The sequence below is a fragment of the Micromonospora sp. NPDC007230 genome (genome assembly GCF_042869115.1).
Classification (GTDB): domain Bacteria; phylum Actinomycetota; class Actinomycetes; order Mycobacteriales; family Micromonosporaceae; genus Micromonospora.
Genome location: NZ_JBIAFE010000014.1, coordinates 109,626 through 132,603 on the forward strand (window position 1 = coordinate 109,626; position 22,978 = coordinate 132,603).

Consider the following 22,978-nt stretch of genomic DNA (forward strand, 5'->3'; position numbering starts at 1 on the left):
CTGATCAGCGGCCGACCGGGCCGGCCCGCGCCGGCCCGGTCGGCCGTTCCCGGCTATCGAGAGGAGCACCGTTGACCGGCCTCAGCACCACCGCCGTGCACGGCGACGACGGCCTGAACCCCGGTGGGGCGGTGGCACCGCCGATCGTGCAGAGCGCGACCTTCAGCGCCGCGTCCGACGAGCGGTTCACCGCGATCGCCACCGAGACCCGGGGCAGCACCTTCTACACCCGGTACGGCAACCCCAACCATGCGCAGGTGGCCGCCGTGGTCGCCGAGCTGGAAGGCGCGGAGACGGGTCTGGTCACCGCCTCGGGAATGGGCGCGATCAGCACCGTCGCGCTGGCCCTGCTCTCCGCCGGCGACCACGTGGTGGTGCAGCGCAGCACATACGGCGGCACCACCTCACTCGCCACCGGACTGCTGCCCCGCTTCGGGGTCTCCTGCACCCAGGTCGACCAGACCGACCTCGGGGCGTTCGAACGGGCCATCCGCCCGCAGACCCGGCTGGTGCTGGTGGAGACGCCCAGCAATCCGCTGCTGGAGCTGACCGACCTGACGGCCGTCGTGGAGTTGGCCCATGCGGCGGGCGCGTTCGTGGTGGTCGACAACACCTTCGCCACCCCGGTGAACCAGCGTCCGATGAGCGCCGGAGCGGACCTGGTCTGGCACAGCGGCACCAAGTTCCTCGGCGGCCACTCCGACGTCTCGGCGGGAGTGGTCGTCGGCGCCGCCGAACTGATCGAGCGGGTGTGGCAGACCGCGATCGTCACGGGCAGCACCCTCGGCCCGGTCGACGCCTGGCTCCTGCTACGCGGCATCCGTACGCTGCCGCTGCGGGTGCAGCGGCACAACAGCAACGCCGCCGCCCTGGCCTTGGCCCTGGAGGGTCACCCGGCGGTGGCCCGGGTCCGCTACCCGGGACTGCCGTCGCATCCCCAGCACGCGCTGGCCCGCCGGCAGATGACCGGCTTCGGCGGGGTGCTCAGCATCGACCTGAAGGCTGGCCGGGCGGGCGCCGCCGCGCTGCTGGCCGGGCTGGGGCTGGCCAAGCGCGCGGCCAGCCTGGGCAGCGTCAGCACCCTGGTGGTGCACCCGAGGTCGATGTGGGCGGGAATCGTGGATGCCGAGCAGTTGGCCGCCAGCGGTATCGGGGACGGGCTGGTCCGCGTCTCCACCGGCATCGAGGACACCGCCGACCTGGTGGACGACTTCCTGACGGCGTTGGACAAGGCGGCCGACCTTTAGCCGGACCGGATCAGCGTGCCCGCCGGTTGGCGCGCAGAGCACCGAGTATCACGCCGGGTGTGGCCAGCGACCGTGGGTGTGCCCGCATGGAAACGACCTCGTTGAACCGCCGCGCGGTCGTCACGTCCGTGACGGTCGCCGTGACGATCTGCCGGCTCACCCAGCTGGAGAACCGGTACCCGCGCGGGTAGGGCCCGTTGACGTGCGGCAGCGCCAGGTCGGCGGAGGTCGACGTCGACCAGGCGGCGTCGACCACCACCTTCTGCAGGGCGAAGAACCGGCGCGCCGGCGCGCCCAGATCCGGGCTCGACCGCAGGTACGCCGACAGGCAGGCAGCGTGCATTGCGGCCGCCGTCATCCCCTGCCCGTACACGGGGTTGAACGACGCGACCGCATCACCGACGCTGACCAGCCCGGCCGGAAACCGCTTCAGCGCATGAAAGTCCCGTCGCCGGCTGTCCGCATGGCGGTAGGTCTGGACGTCGCCGAGCAGTTCGCCCCCGGCGACCTCGCCGAACTCCGGTGGGAACTGCTCCCGCAGCCGGCGTACGAAGTCGTCTGCGGTCCGCCCCGGGCGGTTCTCGCCGTAACCGGCCATCATGGCCATCCACCGGCCATCCTCGACCGCGAAGAACGCCGCGCCGGCCACGTCCGACGACATCCCCGGACTGTGCAGCGCCAGGACGACCGCGAGTTCCGGGTTCGCCGCACGGCGTCGGAACAGGGCGGTGGCGTAGTTCAGGTGCACGGGCATCCGCCGTGCGACCGGCCGTTCCCAGCCAGCCTGCTCCAGCCACTCGGACAGCCTGCTCGACCGCCCCATCGCGTCCACCACGAGATCACCGGACTCGACACCCGCCAGCGCGCCGACGTCGCAGCGGACCCCGGTGGTCACGGCGCCGTCGCAGACGAGGCCCGTGGCGCGGGCGTTGACCGCCTTGACGTTGGGCAGTCGCAGCACCTGCTGGCGGATCAGCCCTTCCAGCAGCGGCCGGCTCCCCGCCAAGCTGTCGGCGTCGTCGGGTACGACAACCTTCCGGCGGCCGTCGAGGTAGTTGCGCCTGGCCGCGGGTGGAGCCTCGATCGCGCCTTGGGCCAGCGCCTGTTCGCGGAATCCCGGGAACAGGCGCTCGAGCTGGAGGAAGCCGCCGGGCAGCAGCGCGTGCAGTTGCGTCCCCTGCGGCACACCGGGCCGCTCGCCGGACGCCTGCAGGTCGTCCCGGTCGATGATGACGACGCTCTCCGCATGGTCGGACAACACCCGGGCGGCCACCAACCCGGCGACGCTGCCACCGAGCACCACCGCCTTGCCCATGATCGGGACCACCTGATCGGGCGGTCGCACCGCGTTCAGCGCGGCGAACACCCGAGCCGGGGAGCGGAACATCAAGCTCTCCAAGGGATACGAGGTGTGGCACCTTCCCGTGCCGGCGGAAGGCCGTACGTGGGCCAACCGGCCGGACGGCAGGTCGGCATGACCCCCGACGATCGTTGCACAAGCGCCGAGGCAGCGGCCATCGCGTCAAAGCGGCAACAGGTCGCGGGCAAGCTCTCGCCTGACCCGCCACTGGCTGGATGATTCGGTGGGCCACGGGAAGCCCCCGTGATCGAAGACCCAGTTCAGGTACGAGACGAACGGCATGGTTGTCTCCGCCGCGAAGAGCCCGTCGACGCAGCCGTCCGGAAGGACCATCCCGTACGGTGAGCCTCCGCTGACGTTCTCCTTGTGGAACCGGTCGGGTGCGAGTGGGAGCACGAACACGCCGGCGCTGGCGTCTTCCGCGCGGCGTTCACGCCAGCCGTTCCATTCGTCGGCGAAGTAGTCACGAATCGACGGAAAGTCGGCGTGGAGCGAGCCCTCCAGCTCGATCACGAGAGGGTCAGCCGAAGCCGACGTGGGCCACTGCGGATGCGTGCCGACCAGCCAGACGTCCCCGACGAGCCGCACCCAGGAACGCAGGGTCATGGGTACCGCGTCGAACCGTTCCTGGAGCCAATCCGCGTGCTCGGCAGCCGTCGCGGTCGGCGCGGCGTGGGGCGTCATGGGAGTCTGTTCGTCGTCGTTGGCGTGAAACCGGTAGCCGTCAGCCGAAAGCCGCTCGACGATGACCTCGACGTTCTGCCGGGCCCGGCGGGCCATCTCGTCGCAGACCAGCTGGGCCTCCTCCGCCAGATCGGCCTGCTGCCGAATTGTGCTGCCCAGCTGGTGCAGCTCGTGCCACACCTGCTCCCGTTGTCCGGCACGGTAACGGCTGAGCCACTGCGGCGACGACACCATGGCGGCAATCCTGCCGCATCAACGAAATCGTCGCGCCGGGCGGGTCATGACGGAGTGCCCCTGCCAGGCGCGCCATCCGGGCAAGGCTGGCCCCTGTGGACGCAGCCGGTCGCCCGCTGGCCGCCCCTGAGGGCGCCTCCGTCGCGAGGATCCAACCATTCACCGCAATGACATTGCGATATACAAATGTCCGCTGCTAGTCATGGGGCACGTCGTTCCGGCGGCGCGAACTACGACCTTGCTGGAGGTACGAGTCATGCCCCGTCCACACTTCTCCCCCGGGCTCCGCGATGCGGCGCCACGACTGCGCGGCGTCGCCCTCGTTGCGACCGGCCTAATGCTGCTGTCCTCGATCGCGGTGGTGTCCGGGCCGGCGGCCGCCGCCAGTCCAACGCTCGCTGTCGACCGGGCGGTCGACGACACGGCCTGCGCCGCGAACGTCGACGGCACGGCCGATTTCACGCCTGTCCTCTCGATCGACCTGCCGACCCGGGCGAGTTGGCTCAACCAGACCCCGCCGTACACCTTCGACCGCACCGACGCGGTGGCGGCCGGCTTCGACCGGGTCGGCTACTGCCTCGAGCTGGACGGCGTGACGGGCCCGCAGTGGGTCTGGACGGCCATGGAGCCCTTCACCGCGGACGCGCACCGCCTCGGCCTGCCGACCCGCACCGGGGAGATCACCCGTCAGCGGGTGAACGACCTGGACGTGGCCTCCAACGTTCCCGGCGTCACCACGGGCACCGGCCTGGCCGGCTATCTGGAGATGTGGCCCAACACCTACAGCACGGGCTCGTCCCGGCAGATCTCCGGTGCCTCGTCCACCAGCTACGACGCCGACGACACCGTCAACGCCTCCGGCGGGTACGGATCGTTCCAGGTGCACCAGGTCGGCGCCAGCCGCCCCTCGCCGGACGCGCCGCGCACGGTACTGGCGGTCAACACCTTCACCTCCACCGGCGCGGCGCTCTCGCTCGGCATCGGCTCTGCGCCAACCGGCCACCCGGACTGGACGTTCGCCGGCAACGCCGGCACGTTCACCCAACGGCGGCTGACCGTGTACGCCCGGTCCTCCGTGCTGACCCTGGATCAGCACCCGCAGGACCGCCAGTTGTATCCCCGGGACGCCGCGAACGGCGCCACCGTGCCGGTGTCCGGAGCAGTCACCGACCCGCGGGTCAAGGCGGTTCAGCTCACGGTCACCAGCGGCGACGACGAGTGGACCTACACGGCCCCGGTCACCGACCGGCGCGACTTCTCGTTCCGCCCCCGCATCGACGCCACCTTGCGCGACTACCGGTTCGCGCTACGCGCGCTGGGCGCCCAGGTGACCCGCCGGGTGGCCGGATGGGAAGGCATCCTGGCCGGCGACGTCTACCTCATCCAGGGCCAGTCCAACGCCGTGGCGGCGACCTACCAGGGCTCCTCCGCCGGCGAGGAGTCGCCGTTCATTCGCAGCTACGGGTCTCCCACGGCCGATCCGGTCCTGTCGGCGGCGGACCGCCGCTGGAACTACGCCGGCAGCGAGGTCACCAACCAGCCCGGCTCGATCGGGCAGTGGGGCATCCGCATGGCCCGGCGCATCGTGGACACCTATCAGGTCCCGGTGGCCATCCTCAACGGCGCCCACGGCGGCCAGCCGATCTCGTTCTTCCAGCGCAATGACGCGGACCCGGACGACATCCGCACCAACTACGGCCGGCTGCGGCAACGCCTGGTGGGCGCCGGGGTGCTGGGCGACGTCCGCGGGCTGCTCTGGTATCAGGGCGAATCCGACAACGACCAAGCGGCCGTACACGTCACCGGCTTCACCGCGCTGCTCGACGACTGGCGAGCTGAGCTGGGAGCCGACATCGCCGAGGGGACCCGGTACTTCGTCTATCAGGTCCGCACCTCGCCATGCAGCAACAGCACCACCGGCGCACTGCGGGAGGCGCAGCGGCAGATGGGCGACACACTCGGCGTGACCTTGCTGTCGACCAACGGCCTCTCGGGCCACGACGGCTGCCACTACGCCTGGGAGCAGGGCTACCGGGAGATGGGCGACCACACGTTCGCGGTGGTGGCGCGCGACCTCTACCACGGACCTGCTGAGGGGGTCGCCCCGCCGAACCCGAGCACCGCGGCGTTCTCGAACCCCGAGCGCACGGAGATCACCATCCAGTTGCGCAGCGACGACCCGCTGACGGTCGAGCCGGGTTCGGCGGCGGACTTCCGGGTCAACGGGACCACGGTCACCGTGGCCGATGTCGAGTACGTCGCCGGCGGCCAGTTGAAGCTGACCCTCTCCGCGCCCGCCGACGGCGCGACGGGCGTGAGCTACCTCAGCCATCTGCGGGCCGGACCCTGGATCGTCAACGCGACCGGCAGCGGTCTGCTGACCTTCCACAACCTGCCGATCACCTGACCGGCCCCGAGGCAGGCGGGACGCGGTGGCCGGCGACCGCGTCCCGCCTGCCTACCAGGATGGAACCATGTGCGTCGGCCGACCTGACCTCCTCGACGCGTGCCGCTACCGCTGTCCGGGGTTCGCGGCTTCCAGATCGTCGAGGCTGCCGGCCATGATCGTGCGGAGGTGCTCGGTGATGTGCTCGATCGGCCAGTCCCACCAGGCCAGGGCCAGGAGGCGGGCGACGTCCTCCTCGGCATAGCGGTGACGGATGAGCCTGGCCGGGTTGCCGCCGACGATGCCGTAGTCGGGCACGTCCTCCACCACGACCGAACCGGAGGCGATGATCGCTCCGTTGCCGATACGGACGCCGGGCATCACCGTGGCGCGGTAGCCGAACCACACGTCGTTGCCCACGACGGTGTCGCCCCGTCCGGGCAGGCCGGTGATCAGGTCGAAGTGCTCGGCCCAGGAACCACCCATGATGGGGAAAGGAAAGGCCGACGGACCGTCCATCCGGTGGTTGGCGCCGTTCATGATGAACCGCACGTCCGTGCCCAGCGCACAGAACTTCCCGATGACCAGCTTCTCCGGCCCGTAGTGATACAGCACGTTACGGGTCTCGAAGGCGGTCGGGTCTTCCGGGTCGTCGTAGTAGGAGAACTCTCCGACCTCGATCAGCGGAGACGTCACCAACGGCTTCAGCAGCACCACACGCGGCTGCTCGGGGATCGGATGGACAACGCTCGGATCGGGAAGGGTGTCAGCCACGGTTCGCTTCCTCATCGGCTACGGCCTTTGCGGATCGGTCACAGGGGCTTGGCCAGCCGCGCGACGAGGCGTCTGAGTTCTTCGCCGTACCCGGCGAGAAACTCGGGAGAGTCGACGGACAGTCCGGTGAAGTCCTCGGCGAAGTGGGCCAGCAGGGTGGGCGCGAGCGCTGCGCCGAAGAGGGCCAGTTGCAGGTAGGCCGGATCGAGGTCCTCGGCGATCTCACCGGCGGCCTGGCGTCGGCGCAGGTCGTCGACCATGGACCGGCGATACTGCTCCGCGCCCTCTTCGCGGTCGCCTTCCAGGGCCTGCCAGATCAGCAGCCGGACCCAGTGCCGCTGTGCCGTTCCGGCCTGGAGGAACGCGGCGACCACCTCGTCCAGCGGAGCGTCCGGGCGGTTCAGCTCACCGCTCAACGCACGCCAGCGTTCGATGAGGGCGCGATACAGCCCTTCCTTGCCGTCGAAGTAGTACGAGATCAACTGCTGGTTGACGCCGGCCCGGCGGGCGATGGCGCTGACCCGCGCGCCGGCGTAGCCGTGCTCACCGAACTCCACCAGCGCCGCGTCGAGAATCCGCTCCCGGGTGCGCTCGGCATCCCGTTTCCGCTCCAGACCGGACGGGGAACGACGAGGTCTCGACTCCTCAGGCATGCTCCTGATCCTATCAATCAAACAGATGGTTGACAGAGTCAGACGCAAGGGTGACTCTGGGAAACATGACGAGCTTTTCTGTGATGATCATCGGCGGCGGGATCGGCGGACTGGCCCTCGCGCACGGGCTGCGCCGAGCCGGCATCGAGGTCAACGTCTACGAGCGCACCCTCGAACGCACGGACTGGCTGCAGGGCTACCGGATCCACATCAACCCGGCCGGCGCGCACGCCCTGCACAACTGCCTTCCCCCGGACGCGTGGCTGTCGTTCCTGACCACCGTCTCGACCGGTGACAGCGGCTTCGGCTTTCTCACCGACCAGTGCACGGAGCTACTCGGGTTGACCGAGGCCGAGATCAACCCGTCCACCGACCCCACCAGCCGCCACCACGGCGTCAGCCGGATCCGGCTCCGCGAGATCCTGCTCGACGAGCTCGACGACGTCGTACACCTGGGCAGGAACTTCCACCGCTATGAGCTCGACGGCGAGCGGGTCACCGCCCACTTCGCCGACGGCACCACCGCGACCGCCGACCTCCTGGTCGGCGCGGACGGCGCCAATTCCCGCGTACGCGGCCAACTCCTCCCGCATGCGCAGCGCCTTGACACCGGCGTGCTCGCGGTGGCCGGCAAGTATCCGTTGACCCCCGAACGGGCGTCCGACCTGCCGCCCGCCCTGCGGACCCGGGCCAACATCGTCGTCCCCCGTGGCCGCGGCTCGCTCTTCACCGCCGTCTGGCAGCACGATCGCATCGACCGGCCGGCCGCCGGGCGCTCCGGTACGCCGCCGTACGACGACACCGACTACGCGTTCTGGGGGTTCGCCGACGCTACCGACCGGTTCCCGCCGGATGTGGAGCAGCAGGACGGCGCATCGCTGCAGCAGGTCGTCACGGAGCGCATCCGCGGCTGGTCGCCCGCGTTCCACCGGCTCATCGCCGGAAGCGATCCGGCCACCCTCCACGCGATCCGGGTGAAGAGCGCCAGCCCGGTCACACCCTGGCCGACCGGCCGCGTCACGCTGCTCGGCGACGCCATCCACAACATGACCCCGATGGCCGGCATCGGCGCGAACACCGCGCTGCGCGACGCCGACCTGCTCCGGCGCACGCTGATCGCCGCCCACGCCGGCGAGGTCCCACTCCCGGCCGCGATCTCCGGGTACGAACGCGAGATGCTGCGCTACGGCTTCGCTGCCGTGAAGCAGTCCCTGCGCAACGCCCAGAACGCCGCGAACTCGACCCCGCTCGGCCGGGCAACCTTCCGCACGATCCTGCGTCTGACCGCGGCGATCCCACCCATGCGCCGCCGCATGGCCGCCAGCCTGGGCCGCTGACCTCGCCGCGCGCCCATCAGCGGCGCGTACCCGTGGTCGCCGCACGCACGCTGTCGTGGCGTGGGCAGCCGACGGCCTCACGCCGCCGCGTGCGGCATTGCCCACTTCGGTACCCAGGTCTTGCCGGCGTGGTGCGGGCGCTGCAGAGACCGGATGTAGTTGCGCAGCTCGGCAAGTCCTGGGTGTGGATTGTCGCGGTGCCAGATCAGCGAATGCGGGTAGACCGGTGTCGGGTCGACGACGGGGATGCGCCGTAGGTCGTAGTTGACCGGCCAGAGCAACCGGACCTGCGCGCCGGTGAGGCTGGCCAGGGTCGAGGAGTCCGCAAGCACGTCCAGGAGGTGGTCGGTGCCGAAGTTCGGGCCGACGCGCTCAATGGTGAGCCCGAACGTGGCAGCAAGATCGTCGTAGAAGGCGGCCCACTCGGTTCCGAGAATGATGCCGGGTATCCAGATCCGATGTCCGACGAGATCGGCAGGCGTGACCGCGCGAGCGGCGGCCAGTTGGTGGGCCGGTCCGGTGAGCAATTCGTGGGGGTCGTCCAGGACTCGCGCTGCCGTGACGCCGTCCCGGAGTTGCTGTTCCGGTGCGGTGACGGCCCGAAATGAGGCGTCGACCGCTCCGGACCTGATGGCGGCGACAGCCGCGTCGACATCGGCGTCGATGAGCGTCACGACATCGAGCTCGATGTCAGGGTGCGCTCGGTGGAAATCGCGCAGGAGCGCCGCCGGTCCGATCCGGTGATTGAGCACGTCGACGCGGAGTGCGCGACGTCCGGGACGCACCGCGGCAACGGCACGTGCCTCCACGCGCAGCAGCGTGCGCGCGTGCGGGAGGAACGCCTGCCCGTCGACGGTGAGCTGGGCGCCGCGAGAGGTGCGGGTGAACAGCGCCACGCCGAGGTCCTTCTCCAGCATGGCGATGCGCTTGGAGACTGCCTGCTGGCTGATGCCCAGTCGGGCAGCGGCCTCGCTGAAGTAGCGCTCCTCGGTGACCGCGACGAAGGCGCGGACAGCGCCGACGTCAAGATCCATCACAGCCTCGTCCACAACCGTTGGTTGTGGTCCGTTGGCGTGTTGACTGTTGGACAACCGCTCCTGCCCTCGGGTCGAATGCTCAGGTCGATGGCGAGCCTACAGCCAGGAGGTGTGGTCGCCGTGGGTTCCTTCGTGCATCTCCACGTGCACACCGAGTACAGCATGCTCGACGGGGCCGCCAAGGTGGGCCTGCTGATGGAGGAGGTTTCTCGGCAGGGGATGCCGGCCGTGGCGATGAGTGACCACGGCAATGTGCACGGGGCGTACGAGTTCCACCAGACGGCCCGCAAGGCGGGGATCAAACCGATCATCGGCATCGAGGCCTACGTCGCTCCGACCTCGCGTCATCACCGGCAGCCCAGGTACTACAGCGACAACCTCGCGTTGCGCCGGTCCAACGACGACACCGGCGAGGGCGGTGACGTCTCCGGGCGGGGCCTGTACACCCACATGACGATGTGGGCCGCCGACGCTCAGGGCCTGCGGAACCTGTTCCGCCTCCAGTCGCGGGCCTGGCTGGAGGGCCACGTCCAGAAGTACCCGCGCATGGACGACGAGCTACTTGCCGAACACGGCCAGGGCATCATCGCCACGACCGGCTGCCCGTCGGGGGAGGTGCAGACCAGGCTGCGCCTCGGCCAGTACGACCAGGCGGTCGAGGCCGCCGCGCGATACCGCGACATCTTCGGCAGGGACAACTACTTCCTGGAGTTGATGGATCACGGCCTGGCCGTCGAGCGCCGGGTCCGCGACGAACTGCTCCAGCTCGGCAAGCAACTCGACCTGCCACCGTTGGCAACGAACGACTCGCACTACGTCACGCAGAGCCAGGCCCAGGCGCACGACGCGCTGCTGTGCGTCGGGACTGGCAAGCGCCTCGCTGACACCGACCGTTTCCGGTTCGGCGGCAGCGGCTACTACCTCACGTCCGCGCCGGCGATGCGCGCGCTGTGGGACGGAGAGGTACCCGGAGCCTGTGACAACACCCTACTGATCGCCGAGCGGATCGGCGATTACGGCGAGGTGTTCGCCCACCGGGACCTGACGCCTCGCTTCCCCGTACCGGACGGCGAGAGCGAGTCGAGCTGGCTGCGCAAGGACACCCTGCAGGGGGCCCGCCGCCGCTACGGCGAGCACCCGCCCCAGGAGGTGTGGGAACGCATCGACTACGAGTTGTCGGTCATCGACGCCATGGGCTTTCCCGGCTACTTCCTGGTTGTCGCCGACATCTGCCGGTACGCCCGCGAGCACGGCATCGGCCTGGGCCCCGGCCGCGGCTCGGCCACCGGGTCGATCGTCGCCTACTGCACCGGAATCACCCAGCTCGACCCGATCGAACACAAGCTGATCTTCGAGCGCTTCCTCAACCCCGAGCGCGTCACCATGCCGGACGTCGATCTCGATTTCGACGACCGGCGTCGCGACGAGATGATCGACTACGTCACCCGCAGGTACGGCGCGGACCGGGTCTGCCAGATCGTGACCTTCAATACCATCAAGGCGAAGGCCGCCGTCAAGGACGCGTGCCGGGTGCTGGGTCTGCCGTACGCGCTGGGGGACCGGATCACCAAGGCCTTTCCGGCGGCGGATGGAGGCAAGGAGATCCCGCTGGCCGCCATCCGCGACACCGGGCATCCCCGCCACGGTGAAGCAGCCGAGCTGCGCCAGATGTACAAGCAGGACGCGGACGTCGAACGGGTGATCGATACCGCGGTCGGCCTGGAGGGCCTCACCCGGGGCACCGGCATACACGCCGCCGGCGTGATCCTCTCCAGCGAGCCCCTGATCGACGTGATTCCGCTGGTCAAACCAAAGGCCAACGGCCCGGTGATCACCGGCTTCCCCTTCACGCAGGCGGAAGACATCGGCCTGTTGAAGATGGACTTCCTCGGCCTGCGGAACCTCACCGTCATCGGCGATGCGATTGCCAACATCCGCGCCAACAAGGGCATCGACATCGACATCCTCACCGTCCCGCTCGACGACGCCAAGACCTACGAGCTGCTGGCGCGCGGTGACACGCTCGGGGTCTTCCAGTTGGACAGCGGCGGCATGCGGGTCCTGCTGAAACTCATGCAGCCCACCACGTTCACCGACATCGCCGCAGTGAACGCGCTGTACCGGCCCGGCCCGATGGAGATGAACGCCCACACCAACTACGCCCTGCGCAAGACCGGCAGGCAGCCGGTCGAACCGATCCACCCGGAACTCGAGGAGGCGCTCGAGCCCATCCTCGGTGACACCTACCACCTGGTCGTCTTCCAGGAGCAGGTCATGGCCATCGCGCAACAGCTCGCCGGGTACTCTCTCGGCGCCGCCGATCTGCTGCGTCGCGCCATGGGTAAGAAGAAGAAGGAGGTCCTGGACGCCGAATGGGACCGCTTCTTCGCCGGCATGCGTACGCGCGGCTTCTCTGACGAGGCGATCAAGGCGGTCTGGGACGTGCTGGTGCCGTTCAGCGGGTACGGGTTCAACAAATCGCACACGGCGGGATACGGCCTGGTCTCCTACTGGACCGCGTACCTCAAGGCCAACCACCCGCAGGAGTACCTTGCCGCGCTGCTCACCTCGGTGGGCGACGACAAGGACAAAATGGCCGTCTACCTGTCGGACTGTCGGCGCCTGGGCATCAAAGTGCTGCCACCCGACGTCAACGCCAGCCAGCTGGACTTCGCCGCCGTCGACTCCGACATCCGCTTCGGCCTGGGAGCCGTACGCAACGTCGGAGCCGGCGTCGTGGACGCCATCGTCGCCACCCGCGAGGCCAAGGGCGGGTACACCGACTTCAATGACTTCCTCGCCAAGGTCCCGTCCATCGTCTGCAACAAGCGGGTCATCGAATCGCTGGCGAAGGCCGGCGCGTTCGACAGCCTGGGGCATCACCGCAAAGCCCTGGTCGCCGTGCACGAGCAGGCCGTCGACGCGGTCATCGATGTCAAGCGTAACGAGGCCCACGGCCAGGACTCGCTGTTCGGCGAGACCGGCCAGAGCGGCGCCTTCTCGATCACGATCCCACGGGAGGAGTGGGACCGAACCACCCTCCTCGCCTTCGAACGCGAGATGCTCGGCCTGTACGTCTCCAGCCACCCGCTCGACGGCGCCGAACACGTACTGGGTGCCCACCGTGACACCACCATCGCCGACCTGCTCAGCACCGGGCGGCCGGACCGGGCGACCCGGGTCAGCGGCATCATCTCGGGCCTGCAGCGCAAGGTCACCAAGCAGGGAAAGCCGTGGGCGATCGTCACCCTCGAGGACCACGACGCCGCCGTGGAATGTCTGGTCTTCCCCAAGACCTACGCGGTGTACGGCGACGCGCTGGCCCAGGACCGGGTCGTCTCGGTACGGGGCCGGATCAACGTACGCGACGAGACGATGAGCCTCTACGGCGAGGAGATAACGCTGCTCGACGTCTCCCGGGCGGACGCCGAGCCACCTGTGGTGATCGCGCTCCAGGAGAACCAGGTGAACCGGCGTCTCGTCCAGGACCTCAAACACATCCTGACTACCCATCCGGGCGGGGCACCCGTACACGTACGCCTGGACCGGCACGGTGCGCGGAGCCTGCTGTTCAACCTCAAGCCCTTCCGGGTCACTCCGGAACCGGCGTTCTACGGGGACGTCAAGGCGCTGCTCGGCGCGGACGCGGTTTGCCGCGCATGACCCGTGACCGGCCGTGCCACCGATGCGGCACCGACAACGTCCTCGCCGTGCTGCGCCGTCCCGGCAGCTGGACGAACGCGTCAGGGAACCGGGTCCCGGTCGTCCAGGAGATCCACCTGTGCGCTCGCTGCGACGCAGACGATCCCCTCGCCGGCCCCGTCGTCGGGCACCTCGACGCGGACGGGGCCAGACAGCCGGGAAACGCGGCTCAGCTCGCCGGGGATCTGCTCCGCTGGATCGATCACGCGCGACCGGCGAGACCGGACGAGAATGCGCTGAAAGCCGAGGTCGACGCCTGGTACCGCGGCGAGCTGTGACAGATCGTCTCGACAGCGTCTGGTGGATCAGTCGCAAGCCTGCGCATACCGCGTCCACCACAGCGGTACATGGCGCCCCGCACAGATCGTCCGGGTGACCTGCAACCGGGGGTACGGTCCCGTGATGCGGCGGCGGTGACCCAGCCGCTTGATACAGCATTGGATGTACTATCGGTGGCGTGGAGACGCTGACCCACGGGCAGGTGCTGGCGCGGTTCGGCCACGCCCTGTCCGATCCGACGCGGGCACGGCTGCTGCTGGCCCTGCGCGACGGCCCCGGCTACCCGGCCCAGCTCGCCGACCTGCTCGGCACGACCCGGCAGAATCTGTCCAACCACCTGGCCTGCCTGCGCGGCTGCGGCCTGGTCGTGGCCGCCCCCGAGGGCCGGCGCACCCGCTACGAGCTTGCCGACGCCCGGCTCGCGCACGCCCTCGGCGACCTCCTTGGTCTGGTGCTCGCCGTGGATCCGGCCGCCTGCCCCGACGCCGACGCGAAGGGCTGCTGCTGATGACGCTGCCGCTGATCCAGACCCCAGCCGGCCCCTCGCCGGCCCGGCGGGCGGTCCTGGCCCGCCGCGTGCGACTGCTCGTCGCCGCCACCATCACCTACAACGTGGTCGAGGCGGTCGTGGCGATCAGCGCCGGCACGATCGCCTCGTCGACCGCGCTGATCGGCTTCGGCCTCGACTCGGTCATCGAGGTCTCCTCCGCCGCAGCAGTGGCCTGGCAGTTCGCCGGCCGCGACCCCGAGGCCCGGGAGAAGACCACCCTGCGCATCATCGCGGTGTCGTTCTTCGCCCTCGCCGCGTACGTCACCGTCGAGTCGGTCCGCGCCCTGCTCGGCGGCGCCGACGCCGACCACTCCCCCGTCGGCCTCGTGCTGGCCGCGCTGTCGCTCGCCGTCATGCCCGGCCTGTCGTACGCCCAGCGCCGCGCCGGCCGGGAACTCGGCTCCCGCACCGCGGTCGCCGACTCCAAACAGACCCTGCTGTGCACCTACCTGTCCGCGGTCCTGCTCGTCGGACTCGCCCTCAACAGCCTGTTCGGCTGGTCCTGGGCCGACCCGGTCGCCGCACTCGTCATCGCCGCCGTCGCCGTCAAGGAAGGCCGCGAAGCCTGGCGCGGGGACACCTGCTGCACCGTCCCGGGGGCCGCCGCGTCCGCCGCTGCCGTGACTTCCGAGGATGGCGATGCCTGCGGCTGCCGGCCCGGCTGCTCCTGCTGCTCCGGCGGCGACCGGTGAGGCGGCCAATGCCGGCGGCGGTCCGGGCCGCCTTCGACGCCGAACTGGCCACGGCCCGCACCGCCAGCGATCAGGCGGTCGCGTGGCGGGCGGCGGAACGGGCGCACATCCTCTCCCAGCCCTGGCCCTGGCCGCACACGGTCGTGCACGCCGCCATGCTGCGCCGCGCGCTGCGCGAGCGCGACGTGGTCGAGGCGGTCGGTCAGGTCGTCCGGCTCGCCGTCGCCGGCCCCGGGTCCGCCACCGGCCGCTACCCGGAGGGCAACACGGGCCGCGCCCGGGTGCCGCTCACCCAGCCCATGCCGGTGCCCGACGACCTGGCCGCGCTGCTCGCCAGGTGAGCACGCGATCGAGGGGGACTCGGTTGATGTAGCGGCTGTTACACTCGCCTACGTGGCGAGCGATTCTCTTGGCTGGCTGATCGCCGTGATCCGGCTACCGGCCGGCCCGTCCCGACACCGGGTAGCGGTCTGGCGAGAGCTGCGCCGGGTCGGCGCCGTCCCGGTCAGCGGCGGCGTCTGGGCAGCACCGGCGGCTCCCGTGTTCGCGACCGGCCTGGACCGCGTCGCCGAGTTGGTCCGCCGGGCGGACGGCCGGATGCTCATGCTCGACGCCACCCCGCACGACGACGACAGCCGGAGCAGCCTGCTCGACGAGTTCAACACCGCGCGGGCCGACGAGTGGACCGAGTTCACCTCCGAGTGCGACAAGTACGAAGCCGAGATCGCCAAGGAGCGACGCATCGGCAAGCTCACCGTCGCCGAACTCGACGAGGAAGAGCAGAGCCTGGACCGGCTACGCCGCTGGTTCCGCGAACTCAAGGCCCGCGACATCTTCGGCGTCGCCGCCGGCGTCCAGGCCGAAGACGGCCTAAAGCGCTGCGCCGAGGCGCTCGACAGCTACGCCACCGCCGTCTACCAAGCCGTGCACGCCCCGCTCGGACAGGAATCCCCCCATGCATGACTGGCTACTCGCCCTGGCCACCGCGATCGCGCTACTGCTCGCCTCGTGGGCGCTGCTGATCCTGCTGGCCCGCCGGCTCCCACCGGGCACCCTGCGCGACCTCGCGGCCTTCATCCCCGACTGCGTCACCACCGTCCGACGACTCCGCAAGGACCCGCGGGTCCCCCGCCGGGCGAAGATCGCCGTGCTGATCGCCGGGCTCTGGGTGGCCAGCCCCATCGACCTCATTCCCGAGTTCCTGCCCGTCATCGGCCCCCTCGACGACATCGTCGTGGTCGCCCTGGCCCTGCGCTACGCCGGCCGGCAAGTCCCCCGTGACGTGCTCCTGGCCGCCTGGCCCGGCGAACCACGACTCATCGAACGACTTCTCGGCCAGCCGTCAGCCTGACCCCGAACACCGTGGAAGCCGACCAACGACGTGCTGTTACGCCGGCCGCACCGGTCGGATGAGCTACCCGGCACACCCGCCCGCGACAGCTTCGTGGACGGTGTGCAATGCGCTGAAGCCTCGCGTTCGGGGCCGTCAGCCCTCAGCCGCCGACTGCCAGCGGAGCCGACGACGCGCTGGCGAGTGCCTCGTCGACACGATCGGCGGCGAGGGCGTGCTGGATCACCATCGTCGCCGCGCCGATGACGCCGGCCTGGATGCCGGTCGTCGCCGGCACGATCTGCAGGTGGCCGGTGGCGAGCGGGAGCGAGCGGCCGTAGACGACCTCGCGCACCCCGGCGATGACGCTCTCGCCGGCCTGGACGAGTGAACCTCCGATGACGACCAGATCGGGGTTGAGCAGACTCACGCACGTCGCGAGGACCTCGCCGATCGTGCGCCCGGCCTGACGGACCGCCTGTGCGGCAGCGATGTTGCCGCCGCTGACCAGGGCGACGACGTCGCTGTTCGTCATCGCCGGGACCCCGGCCGCGGCGAGCTCCCTGATGATCGCGCGGCCACTCGCGACGGCCTCCAGACACCCGGTGTTGCCGCACGTGCAGAGGACGTCGAGGGCGTGCGGGGTCGCCACGTGACCGAGGTCGCCGGCCGCCCCGACCGCGCCGCGGTGCAGGCGCCGACCACTGATGATTCCGGCGCCGATCCCGGTGGCGACCTTGACGAACAGGAGGTGCTCGACCTCCGGGTGGGCCATCGCGTGCTCGCCGAGGGCCATGACGTTGACGTCGTTGTCGACGAGGACTGGCACCTCCCAATGCCGCCGCACGTGTCCGGGCACGTCGTAGCCGTCCCAGCCCGGCATGATCGGTGGGCGCATCGGCCGGCCGCTCGAGTGCTCGACCGGGCCCGGCAGGCCGATCCCGATGCCGACGAGGTCGTCGACCTGCCGGCCCGCCTCGTCGAGGAGCCGTCGGGTCGTCTCGACGACCCAGTCGAGGACCGTGACCGGCCCTGCCGAGATGTCGACGCGCTCGGCGACCTCGGACAGCGGTTGACCGGTGAGATCGGTGAGCGCGATGTTGCCGTGCGTCGCCCCGAGGTCGGCACCGACGGCGACGCGAGCCTGCGGGTTGAAGGCGAACCGGGCCGGCGGGCGACCGCCTGTCGAGGCCGCCTCGCCGGAGGGCGCGAGCAGACCGCTCGCGAGCAGGGCATCGATGCGGGCGCTCACAGTGGACCGGGTCAGCCCGGTGAGTTTGGCGAGCTCAGCACGGGTCCGGGGCTGCCCGTCACGAAGAAGTTGGAGCAGTTCGCCGGCGCCGGGGACGCCCGAGCCAGGTCCGGTGTACGCGCCGGCGGCGACCGCGCCACGGTGGACGGACGCAGGTGGCGCGGCTGCGGGCTGGGGCACGGTCGAAGTGAAGCACACGACGGGCCGAGACGCGACTTGTGCGTCCCGGACGCCATGCTTTGGCTTGGTTAGCCACCGACTTATGTATGTGACTCGACAGGCTTCTGCCTACCTCTTGTTAAAAGTTTTCCCGTCGCCTTATCGTCCGAGGCGGCGCGCGTCTGGCGCCGCCCGAACCCATGAGTCGCCGGGTCGATGCTCATCGACCACGGCCCTGAGCGATCGCGCTCGGCCGAGGAGGCCTGAGCCGCGCGGAAGGAGTGATGTGTGATGGGAGAGTCATCGATGTGGAGTCGCCGGGCGCTGTTCGGAGCTGGGGCGGGTGCGGCGGCGACGGCGGCGCTGGCGGCGGTCGCAGGTCCGGCGTCGGCCGCCGGCGATGACGCTACGGCGAGCATCGGTAACGGCGGACCGCATGTCATCCCCAAGGACCGAATCGGGCTGCAGGTCTTCACCGTTCGGACGCTCGTACCGACCAGCCTCGAGATCGGAGGCACGTTGGAGGTCGTGGCGGAGGCGGGTGTGAAGGAGATCGAGCTCGCCGGCACGTACTACGACAAGACTACCGTGGAGATCCGCTCGATCGCGGAGTCACTGGGCATCCGCGTCGCGAGCAACCACTTCGGCCCACGAAGCCTCGACGCGCCGAACCCATGGGCGACGGCGCAGGGCCGCGCCCAACTGTTCCAGGAAGCGCACTCGCTCGGTCTGCCCATCGTGGGGACCGGAAGCACGATCGGGATCATCAACGAGTTCACCGAGGACTCGTTCCGGGCCATGGCGGACCTGTTCAACGAGTGGGGAGAGGACGCCGTAAGGAACGGCTTCGACGGGTTCTTCTTCCACAACCACGACCGGGAATTCGCGATCGTCAACGGACGGCCCCTGTTCGACATCCTCCTCGAGGAAACCGATCCCCGCTACGTCAAGTTCGAGGTCGACCTCGGGTGGGTCTCTGTTGCCGGGGAAGACCCCTATGAGTACCTGCGCAGGCACCAGAGCAGGTTCCCGATGTTCCACATCAAGGACATCAGGTGGGACCCCAACGGTCCCCGCGTCGCGGCCGCCGGAACGACCAACGCGGGCAGACGGTTCGGTTTCGCGGACCTCGGCAAGGGTGACGTCGACTGGGTCCGGACCCTGTCGGCGCTCAAGGACCTCCGCGCGCACCGGTACTTCATCGAGCACGACGACGCGGGCAATCTCAGCCTCAATCCGGCTGGCGCCCCCAACACCGTGTGGCGTGGCGCCAAGCATCTGTCCCAGCTGACAACCCGGCCAGGGCGCCGCTGACGTTTCAGGCAGTCGAGGCACCCGGCCACCTTGACGGCATCGACGACAGGCTCGGCATCGATCACCCTCAACCGGTTGTCTCCACGCCGGCCGGAGCAACCGGTAGCTGTGACCTGGTCGCCTCCGTCGAAAATTTTCGATCGACAGTGAACCGAGCGCGGCCGGGGCGCGTGCCTTCCGGTGGGACCCGAGGTCCTGGCCTTTCTCCGGCGACCTGTCGGTGAGTGCCGACCTCGGGCCCGGCCGGGCGTCCAGTGGTCGCGAAGCCCGGCCGTCACCAGCGGGTTCGTCCGGACGTAACGGCCCGCCTGCGCCGCCGTTGGACAAAGGGGGTCACTGCACCGAACGACACCATGCGGCGGCAGTCGGGCTTCGCGACCGGTCGACGTCGTCCGCGGAACACTCTTCACCACTCGGGCAGGAAGGGAACCTGGCATGCACGCACGACCTCGCCGCACCGTCGTCCCACGCCGCCAGACCATGGAAGCACCGAATGGATCACCAGGCGGAAGCGTGGCACCGACGCGCGCCCGCCGCCAACCGCGAACGATCATCGCCATGCTGACCCTGGCGGCATCGGGACTGTCCATGACCGCGGCTGCCCCAGCCAACGCCGAGCCGGGCGGACCGACGATGCTCGACCGGAAGCTGGCCGTGCGCAGGGCCGTCACAGGGTTGGTCAACCCCACCGGCCTGGCTTTCATCGGCGACGACGACATGTTCGTGCTCGAGAAGACGACTGGACGGGTCCAGCGCGTCGTCAACGGAGCCATCGCCAGCACGCCACTGGACCTCGCCGTCAATGCCGGCTCCGAGCGAGGCCTGCTCGGGATCGCCCTGCACCCGGACTTCCCGACGAATCCTGGGGTCTACCTGTACTGGACGGAGAGCACGACCGGCAGCGACACCACCGTCCTCAGCGAAACCCCGCTGCTCGGCAACCGGGTCGACCGGTTCGTGTGGAACGGCAGCACACTCACCTTCGACCGCAACCTGATCCGGATCCGCGCCCGTCAAGAGGACGCCGGCCAGCCCGCACGCGCCAACCACAACGGCGGGGTGATCAGCTTCGGCCGCGACGGGAAGCTGTACACCTTCACGGGCGACCTTGGTCGGCGTGGCCAGCTGCAAAACCTCACCTGCGGCCCGACCGCCGCCTGCCCGGGGCCGACCGTGCCCGACGACCAGTTCGGCGGACCGGCACCAGACGACGCCCACCTCAGCGGCGTCGTCCTGCGCCTCAACGACGACGGCACGACGCCGACCGACAACCCCTTCTTCCGGCCCGGTGCGGCCATGGGCGGCGAGGTCGGCGCCACCGTACAGAAGATCTTTTCGTACGGCCACCGCAACGGATTCGGCATGGCCGTCGACCCCGCCACCGGAAATGTGTGGATGCAGGAGAACGGCGACGACAGCTTCAGCGAGATCAACCGGCTCGAGCCGGGCATGAACGGCGGCTGGGTCCAGATCGCCGGGCCGGTGCAGCGGGTCGCCCAGTTCAAGGAGATCGAGACGACGTTCGGCGGGCGGAACCTGCAGCAACTACGCTGGCCGCCGAGCAACATCGCGGACAGCCCGCAGGAGGCGCTCGGCAGGCTGTTCATGCTTCCCGGGGCGCACTACAGCGATCCCGAGTTCAGCTGGAGGTGGGAGCTCGCCCCCGGCGGAATGGGCTTCCTCAACAGCCGGGCGCTCGGGCCGGAGTTCCAGGGTGACCTGTTCATGGGTGGCGCGACGGCCGCCCTCAACGGGGGCTACCTCTTCCACTTCAACCTGACCGGCAACCGCCAGAAGATCGCCGTCGACGATCCTCGGCTGGAAGACCGGGTGGCGGACAACCTCGCCAAGCACGAGATCACGGAAAGCGAAAGCCTCCTGATCGGCCGGGACTTCGGCGTCGTCACGGACGTCGAGACCAGCCCGGACGGGAATCTGGCCGTCCTTTCGCTGACCAACGGCGCGGTCTACACGATCTACCGGCGCTGACGATCAGCAAACCCGACGGGGTGAGCCGCCTGTCCGCCGTGCCGGCCGGGCGGGTCACCCCGTCGTCGTGCCGAAGCCTTCGACCTGGCCAGGAACGCGATCAAGGAAGTCGGCGCGCGGAAACGCGGTTCGCTCATGCCCGCAACCGCCCCACCGCTAGCTTGAGCAGGCCCGGCAGTGCGGCATCGCGGCCCCTGGCAGCCGGCAGCAGGGCCACCTGCACGGTGCTGCCGTCGACGCGGGCGGCCGCCGCCGGCCCGCGGGTGAACGCGGCGTCGCCGACGCCGGGCAGTGGTGTTCCCTGGCTCGCCGTCCGCCACGCCATCGAGCCGAGCACACCGTGCGCCGTGACCAGCATGAGGATCGGGCCCTCCGGAGCGGAGAACTCGATGATCCCGCCCGGCCCCATCATCGCCCTGGCGGTGACCGGCGACGGCCACTGCAGGGCGCTGGCGACCTCCTCGGCTTGCAGCAGGGAGCCGTTGCGGGTCAAGGCCGGGGCTGCGCCGCCGCCCTGGCGGGGCCGGTCGAGCGCGGCGAGCACCAGGTTGTCGGTCGGTACCTCCGGCTGAGGACCGTGTCCACTCCCCCGCTCGACGACGCCTATCGCCGTGACGCGCCGGGACCAGGGCCGGACGGTCAGCTGGATCGTGTCGCCGGTCGCGCAACTGTTCGCCAGCGCCAGCGGCAGCCCCCACGCCACGGTGCGGTCGCTGGTGCCGTCATCGACCGCGAGGTAGTACAGAATCGGCTGTGGTCTGCTGTTGTCGCTGCTGGAGTTCTGCGTCCGCCACAGGTCGATCCAGAGGACCTGGCCGGTGATCGTCTTCGGTCTGGCGAGGTCGATGATCGTACGCACGACGGTGTAGCAGCCGTTGACCACCAGCAGCGCACCGGTGAGGGTGATCAGGGCCGAGGTGAGGCCGGCGAACGAGGCGAAGGCGCTGGCCGACACCGCGTCGATCTGCATCGCGATGTCCACGACGACGTAACCATAGCGGGCGATGGCGTAGCCGATGACGGCCAGCAGGACGCCGCGGAACAGCAGCCTCGGTGCGGTCTCCCCGTATCGTCCACTGCGCGGATACCGCACCCGTATCCGGTGCCACGAGCCGCCGAAGGTGGACCAGACCCGGGTGCGGTCGCCCATGCCCATGTCGATGACGGTGCTCGCCATGCGGGTCGCCCCGAGCGCGGCGCCATAGGCGAGGTAGCGATCCCAGAGCCCAACGGCGGCCGGGGGCAGATCGGCGAACGCCTCGTGCCCGCGCAGCCAGTCACGCACGCCCATCCATCGGCTCGCGGCCTGCCGTCCCGTGGCGGTGTCCCGCTCCCCGTTGTAGCGGCCGGCGAACGTCGCCAGCAACGCGAAGCTGATCACGTACGCCCCGATGGTCGCCCCGATGTCGTTGCCGCGCTTGTCCGGCGTACGGATAGCGAAATGACCGAAGCCGTAGGTGATCCCGGCCGCGGCGACAGCGGCCACGATCACCAGGAGGACGACGATCGCCGGACCGAAGCGGCGGCGCGACAGGCCGCGCGCCCGGCTGTCGGCGACGACCTCCCTGCGCAGCGCCTTCCACCAGGACCTCGCCGCCTTCTCGTCGCGGAACGTCATCGCGGTGAGGGGCACCACACCGTCCACGGCCAGCGTCACGACGCGCTCGTAGACCCGCTTCTCGTACGCGGTCAGCCCGGCCGGGACGGTGCCCGTCAGGTGGACCGTCGTGTGGTGCGGGTCGTTGTCGGGCTGGCGGAATTCGAGATAGCCGCGAGCCCCCAGATCCAGCAGCGTCGCCTCGGCGGCATCCTCGGTGACCTGCCAGCCGGTGCCGAGCAGGCTCGCCACGGCGGGCGGTTCCTCGGGCAGATCCGGCGAGGGCGGCGCGGCGTGGATGCCGCGCCGCCCGGTGATCGACAGCATCAACGCGTACGCGCCGAAGAAGAGCGCGAGGGACGCGCCGACGGCACCCAGCTCGAGGACGGCGGGGCTCATGGC

General features: G+C 70.0%; 19 protein-coding genes. 12 read left to right on the top strand and 7 right to left on the bottom strand.

The features are described from left to right. Positions 1–71: 71 nt before the first annotated feature. Entirely contained in the window at positions 72–1,247 is a 1,176-nt protein-coding gene (locus tag ACFYML_RS20835; RefSeq protein WP_387422211.1) for a trans-sulfuration enzyme family protein, read from the top strand. Between the two features lie 10 nt (positions 1,248–1,257). Here the strand turns inward: ACFYML_RS20835 and ACFYML_RS20840 are convergent, their stop codons facing one another. Beyond that, positions 1,258–2,634, bottom strand: a complete 1,377-nt coding sequence (locus ACFYML_RS20840) for an FAD-dependent oxidoreductase (protein ID WP_387422212.1) — start codon at positions 2,632–2,634, stop codon at positions 1,258–1,260. A 135-nt stretch (positions 2,635–2,769) separates the two neighbouring features. Beyond that, the gene (locus ACFYML_RS20845; RefSeq protein ID WP_387422213.1) at positions 2,770–3,471 is read right to left on the bottom strand and encodes a hypothetical protein; all 702 of its coding nucleotides are present in this window, start codon (positions 3,469–3,471) and stop codon (positions 2,770–2,772) included. Positions 3,472–3,781: 310 nt separating this feature from the next. Here ACFYML_RS20845 and ACFYML_RS20850 point away from each other — a divergent pair, with 310 nt between their 5' ends. Then, positions 3,782–5,932 (top strand): sialate O-acetylesterase, encoded by a 2,151-nt coding sequence (locus tag ACFYML_RS20850; protein ID WP_387422214.1) that lies wholly within the window; start codon positions 3,782–3,784, stop codon positions 5,930–5,932. Positions 5,933–6,037: 105 nt separating this feature from the next. Here the strand turns inward: ACFYML_RS20850 and ACFYML_RS20855 are convergent, their stop codons facing one another. Both ACFYML_RS20855 and ACFYML_RS20860 read right to left on the bottom strand, forming a co-directional pair. Then, entirely contained in the window at positions 6,038–6,685 is a 648-nt protein-coding gene (locus ACFYML_RS20855; protein WP_387422215.1) for a CatB-related O-acetyltransferase, read from the bottom strand. Positions 6,686–6,723: 38 nt separating this feature from the next. Next, the gene (locus ACFYML_RS20860) at positions 6,724–7,338 is read right to left on the bottom strand and encodes a TetR/AcrR family transcriptional regulator (RefSeq protein ID WP_387422216.1); all 615 of its coding nucleotides are present in this window, start codon (positions 7,336–7,338) and stop codon (positions 6,724–6,726) included. Between the two features lie 65 nt (positions 7,339–7,403). On the opposite strand from ACFYML_RS20860, the gene ACFYML_RS20865 reads away from it, so the two are divergent. Then, a complete protein-coding gene (locus tag ACFYML_RS20865; RefSeq protein ID WP_387422217.1) occupies positions 7,404–8,675 on the top strand; it encodes an FAD-dependent oxidoreductase in 1,272 nt (423 codons plus the stop codon). A gap of 77 nt (positions 8,676–8,752) precedes the next feature. Here ACFYML_RS20865 and ACFYML_RS20870 read toward each other — a convergent pair whose 3' ends face one another. After that, the gene (locus ACFYML_RS20870) at positions 8,753–9,709 is read right to left on the bottom strand and encodes a LysR family transcriptional regulator (RefSeq protein ID WP_387422218.1); all 957 of its coding nucleotides are present in this window, start codon (positions 9,707–9,709) and stop codon (positions 8,753–8,755) included. A 90-nt stretch (positions 9,710–9,799) separates the two neighbouring features. On the opposite strand from ACFYML_RS20870, the gene dnaE reads away from it, so the two are divergent. From dnaE to ACFYML_RS20905, 7 genes are all read left to right on the top strand, one after another. Then, positions 9,800–13,375, top strand: coding sequence for a DNA polymerase III subunit alpha (gene dnaE, locus ACFYML_RS20875; protein WP_387422219.1), 3,576 nt, complete (start codon positions 9,800–9,802; stop codon positions 13,373–13,375). Further along, positions 13,372–13,692: a DUF6300 family protein gene (locus ACFYML_RS20880; protein ID WP_387422220.1), complete on the top strand. Its 321-nt coding sequence runs from the start codon at positions 13,372–13,374 to the stop codon at positions 13,690–13,692. Before dnaE ends, ACFYML_RS20880 begins: the two co-directional genes overlap by 4 nt. 179 nt (positions 13,693–13,871) lie before the next feature. Further along, positions 13,872–14,201: an ArsR/SmtB family transcription factor gene (locus tag ACFYML_RS20885; protein WP_387422221.1), complete on the top strand. Its 330-nt coding sequence runs from the start codon at positions 13,872–13,874 to the stop codon at positions 14,199–14,201. Beyond that, on the top strand, positions 14,201–14,935 hold the full coding sequence (locus ACFYML_RS20890; protein ID WP_387422222.1) for a cation transporter: 735 nt from the start codon (positions 14,201–14,203) through the stop codon (positions 14,933–14,935). The genes ACFYML_RS20885 and ACFYML_RS20890 overlap by 1 nt, the downstream gene beginning before the upstream one ends. 8 nt (positions 14,936–14,943) lie before the next feature. Next, on the top strand, positions 14,944–15,276 hold the full coding sequence (locus ACFYML_RS20895) for a DUF3703 domain-containing protein (RefSeq protein WP_387422223.1): 333 nt from the start codon (positions 14,944–14,946) through the stop codon (positions 15,274–15,276). 52 nt (positions 15,277–15,328) lie between these two features. Continuing rightward, on the top strand, positions 15,329–15,898 hold the full coding sequence (locus ACFYML_RS20900; protein WP_387422224.1) for a Chromate resistance protein ChrB: 570 nt from the start codon (positions 15,329–15,331) through the stop codon (positions 15,896–15,898). Beyond that, a complete protein-coding gene (locus ACFYML_RS20905) occupies positions 15,891–16,286 on the top strand; it encodes a YkvA family protein (protein WP_387275902.1) in 396 nt (131 codons plus the stop codon). Before ACFYML_RS20900 ends, ACFYML_RS20905 begins: the two co-directional genes overlap by 8 nt. A 142-nt stretch (positions 16,287–16,428) precedes the next feature. On the opposite strand, the gene ACFYML_RS20910 is transcribed toward ACFYML_RS20905, so the two are convergent. Further along, positions 16,429–17,697, bottom strand: coding sequence for an ROK family protein (locus ACFYML_RS20910; protein ID WP_387422225.1), 1,269 nt, complete (start codon positions 17,695–17,697; stop codon positions 16,429–16,431). Positions 17,698–17,982: 285 nt separating this feature from the next. Between ACFYML_RS20910 and ACFYML_RS20915 the strand changes: the two genes are divergently transcribed. Next, entirely contained in the window at positions 17,983–18,990 is a 1,008-nt protein-coding gene (locus ACFYML_RS20915) for a sugar phosphate isomerase/epimerase family protein (RefSeq protein ID WP_387422226.1), read from the top strand. Between the two features lie 558 nt (positions 18,991–19,548). Next, a complete protein-coding gene (locus ACFYML_RS20920; RefSeq protein WP_387422227.1) occupies positions 19,549–20,979 on the top strand; it encodes a PQQ-dependent sugar dehydrogenase in 1,431 nt (476 codons plus the stop codon). Positions 20,980–21,112: 133 nt separating this feature from the next. Here the strand turns inward: ACFYML_RS20920 and ACFYML_RS20925 are convergent, their stop codons facing one another. Beyond that, positions 21,113–22,975 carry a DUF2207 family protein gene (locus ACFYML_RS20925; protein ID WP_387422228.1) on the bottom strand — a complete coding sequence of 621 codons (1,863 nt, stop codon included), beginning with the start codon at positions 22,973–22,975 and terminating at the stop codon, positions 21,113–21,115. Positions 22,976–22,978: the final 3 nt, after the last annotated feature.